This window comes from Erwinia sp. (assembly GCF_031978025.1).
Classification (GTDB): Bacteria; Pseudomonadota; Gammaproteobacteria; order Enterobacterales; family Enterobacteriaceae; genus Erwinia.
In genome coordinates this window covers 1-3132 of sequence record NZ_DALZCD010000381.1, presented here as the reverse complement: position 1 = coordinate 3132, position 3132 = coordinate 1, and the positions used below count along the sequence as shown (strand labels likewise).

Here is a 3132-nt window from a genome sequence, read left to right as displayed (position 1 = left end):
AGGAAAAGACGCCTGAAGCCCTTCAAATTTCCTGGCCAGTGTCATCATCATTGCGAGCGCAATACTTTTCCGCTCAGGGTACGAACGGCCATGCTTAACGCGCCAGGTGATGAATTTTCCCATTTTTATCGTGTAAGAACGGTCAGTCATCGACTGAGAATAGTTTACCTCATAGTAATCCTTACCAGACGATTCGCCTGCTTCAATCACTTTTAAAAGGTTTGTAATATCAGTGCCTTGAGCGTGTCCGAGGTCAATCCATCCTAAAAACTCTGTATAAATTAGCCCATAGGGTACCGATGCCGCTCTTTTACCATCAATAATTTCGCTACGCTTACTCATCCTTGGCTCTGTCTCCTGTGGAACATGCTCGCATAATATTAACTGTGCTTCAGTTTAAGCGCCGATGCGGCAAGACTTCAAATACCTTAGAGGGTTAAGATTGGGGCCACGGTCCCAACCGTTTTAAGGTGTGGCGCTTACTTTTTACCGTGATGATAATCCCACGCGTGCTGCATCGCCTCGCGCGCCGTGGAAGCCATACCGCCCCACACGTAATGTTCGGCAGGTAAGATGCCCAATTTTTCATTCTCAGCGATCTGGACGTGTGGACCGTATTTTCCCGCATCTGTCCAGCAAAAACACTCGCAATAAATCGCCCCTTCATGGATCCGCGTTGGATCCCTCTTCCGGCTTTTTTACCTTATACGGAGAATAACCTGGTCGGGCAGAAATAAACAGCCGGGCGTCAGTAGGGGAATGGGCGCAGCAAGTCGGGTAACCTGCTGATGCATCTGGAATTAATGTGAAAGGGGTGGAGCAGGACGCGCGCCAGGCACTCTTGGGTGAATGCCTGCCGAAGGCGGATAAAGGTCAAAGAGAAGTTTCTGGCGTATTCTGTAACACAGGATGAAAAACGGGGAAGTGAAATGAGCCGGAACAAATACATCTGCCACGGTTGTGTGGGAGATCTGTATATCAGTAATGAAATCAAAAAAAATGGCAGTACTGAAGAGCGGTGCAGCTACTGTCATAGCAGAAAAAAAACTGTGCCGCTTAGTGAGCTGGTAGAACCGATGCACAGGGTGTTCCGACTGTTTTATCGGGCGCGACATGATGCTGATCTTTATCCCGGGTACAGCCTGGGAAGCCCGGCTGAAGATATTATTGCCGAAGATTTAGAGGTTGAAGGTGATATTCCAGAAGACATTCACGCGGCATTGCAGGAAGAATATAACGATTATTATGGCGGAGGCGGGGATGTCTATAACGAAGATTACGTATATAAAAGAACAGACTTCACGTCGGGGTCACTTGAAACAAAATGGGATGAAGTAAAGTCATCGCTTCAGAGTAAAGCGCGTTTTTTTAATAACCACGTAAAAAGCTTTTTTGAAAAAATTTTTAACGAACTGGAAAACTTGCGGACGGTGGAGGGCAAAAATGCTGTTACCTGTATCGACAGCACCACCGCCATTTTCAGGGAAAGAAAATTTGACAGCTACGAGAAGATTGAAGAGGCACTTCAGCATCCTGAAAGGCACTTCGGGCCTCCGCCTACTCCTCAGGCAACATCCGGACGCATGAACGCGCAGGGGATCCCGGTATTTTACGGGGCCACAACACCGGATATTGCGATTGCAGAGGTCAGACCCGCCGTAGGCAGTTATGTTGTCGTGGCAAAGTTCATGCCTCTCAAACCGCTGCGCATCCTTGAAATGTCCGCCCTGGATAAACTGGTACAGGTCAGCGGAAGCCTGTTCGATCCCAACATGGAAGAAAAATTGAGTACTGCATCATTTTTGAGAAAGCTGTCCCATAAACTGACCCTGCCCGTGTCTGGAAACGCAGATAACGAGTATCTGATTACTCAGGCGGTGGCAGAATTCCTCTCTGTTTTCTGTGAACTCGACGGACTCAGTTTTAAGTCAACTCAACAAACCGCAGAAAAAAATGTAAACTCAACTCCTTTTAATATTGTTCTGTTCAGTAAATCATCATCCGTCAGGGATGCAGATCGTAACGGGCAGCAATATTCAGTAAACATGTTCGAATACGATTATGACGAAGAAAAATCTTACTCATGGTTTGAACCTCAAATTAATAAAATAGAGAATAGTTCAGATAATCTCTTTTCAAAAAGAGAAAACAGCCACAAGTTGAAAGACTATGCTCTGCAGCTAGATGCCGGTGAGCTTGTATTTCACAGAATCACAGGCGTGATGTTCCAGACAGAGGATTGTCCGGTCCGGCTTGGGCATCCCATAGCCTCAAAAAACTGACAGCGGTTTTGATGCGATTTTCGCTGGGTTTCGTTCTGATGAAGCTCAGCCTCCGGAGCTCAGCGAACGTAGTGCTTTGCCGCACCAGGTAGTTCTGGGTGAATGCCTAGTACACTTTTGATTAGCTGAGCGTCGATTCCCTGAATGGACATTCTGAAGCACAACCAGGCACTCTTGGGTAGAGACCTAGAAGGAGCGTGCATTACGAAAGAAATGAATCCAATGGCGAGTTTTATCGCAGCTTGATGAGATTTAACATTTGAAATTAAATGGTAAGGTCATGAAATAAAGTTATCTTTAAAATAAAAAGTTAGCTAATCTATCTGAAGATAATAACGACCCGAAGGCCGTTATTAAAAAACTTAGTGACCAGTATCGCTACGATCGCGACCTGCATTTTGAGTAGCACCAGACCCGATGTAAGTGCTGCTATTAGTTAAAACATCTCCAACAACTTCATCATGAGAGAACGCAGCAAGCTCAGCTTCCAGTTTTTCCATATTCTCGTATGCTCGCTATTTTGGCAGATATTGCTGAGGTTTCTTTTGACTGTGTCCCGGGTTAAAGCAGTATGCCTGCTTGTGGGTTAACGTATCCATCAGTGTCCACTCCTGGCACAAAGCGAACCTTCGCTCTGGACGTCCGTTATGAACGAAAAGCAGACCTTGATTTGTTTTAATTCTTAAGGCTGATTGCTCAGCAGTTTAGCCATGCACTGCCACTCTGTTTTGTGTGATAACACCTCACTGATAAATTTTTCCCCTATAGCGCTCCGTTTTTCTTCTGCTAGCTTTAAGTGTACCAATGTAAATATAAGAAGGCCGAAATGTACGAACGAATTATAAGCTCT

General features: G+C 45.6%; 2 protein-coding genes and 1 pseudogene. 1 reads left to right on the top strand and 2 read right to left on the bottom strand.

All coding sequences use genetic code 11. From position 1 onward, the window contains the following. Nucleotides 1–342 (bottom strand): annotated as a pseudogene (locus RTK32_RS20575) (hypothetical protein); the annotation flags it as partial. Nucleotides 343–929: 587 nt separating this feature from the next. Between RTK32_RS20575 and RTK32_RS20570 the strand changes: the two are divergent. After that, entirely contained in the window at nucleotides 930–2282 is a 1353-nt protein-coding gene (locus tag RTK32_RS20570) for an RES domain-containing protein (RefSeq protein ID WP_312047201.1), read from the top strand. Nucleotides 2283–2644: 362 nt separating this feature from the next. Here RTK32_RS20570 and RTK32_RS20565 read toward each other — a convergent pair whose 3' ends face one another. Next, complete coding sequence (locus RTK32_RS20565; protein ID WP_312047200.1) at nucleotides 2645–2782, bottom strand: hypothetical protein; 138 nt, start codon at nucleotides 2780–2782, stop codon at nucleotides 2645–2647. Nucleotides 2783–3132: the final 350 nt, after the last annotated feature.

Coding starts and splice junctions, on each gene's coding strand:
- RTK32_RS20570 (WP_312047201.1), top strand. CDS start 930: ATGAGCCGGAACAAATACATCTGCCACGGTTGTGTGGGAGATCTGTAT.
- RTK32_RS20565 (WP_312047200.1), bottom strand. CDS start 2,782: ATGGAAAAACTGGAAGCTGAGCTTGCTGCGTTCTCTCATGATGAAGTT.